The sequence below is a fragment of the Vibrio sp. 10N.222.48.A3 genome (assembly GCF_041475345.1).
In the GTDB taxonomy this organism is placed as follows: domain Bacteria; phylum Pseudomonadota; class Gammaproteobacteria; order Enterobacterales; family Vibrionaceae; genus Vibrio; species Vibrio tasmaniensis_A.
Window position 1 is genome coordinate 1 of the sequence record NZ_JBFRVX010001766.1, and the last position, 251, is coordinate 251.

General features: G+C 31.5%; 1 pseudogene. It reads right to left on the reverse strand.

Annotated features, from left to right (window positions below):
- Positions 1–200: pseudogene (locus AB4653_RS28815) on the reverse strand (hypothetical protein); the annotation flags it as partial.
- Between the last annotated feature and the right edge of the window lie 51 nt (positions 201–251).

Sequence of the window (251 nt, forward strand, 5' to 3'; positions counted from 1 at the left end):
ATATTTCTTGAATTTTCAGCTTGAAACTCGGCTAAATTTTGATCATGTTTGAGCTTATCAATTTCGTATGATGTTTCTGTACGTTTAGACAACTGGGCCATGTAATTGTCCATAGCATCAATTGATATATTTTCTTGTTCTTTATTTCGGAGTTGCTGAAGTGCATTACGAACTTCATCTATGACTTCAATTGCTTTCATTCTTATTAATCACTCATAATTTAAGTAAAGTCTATAACGAATGACATGGAT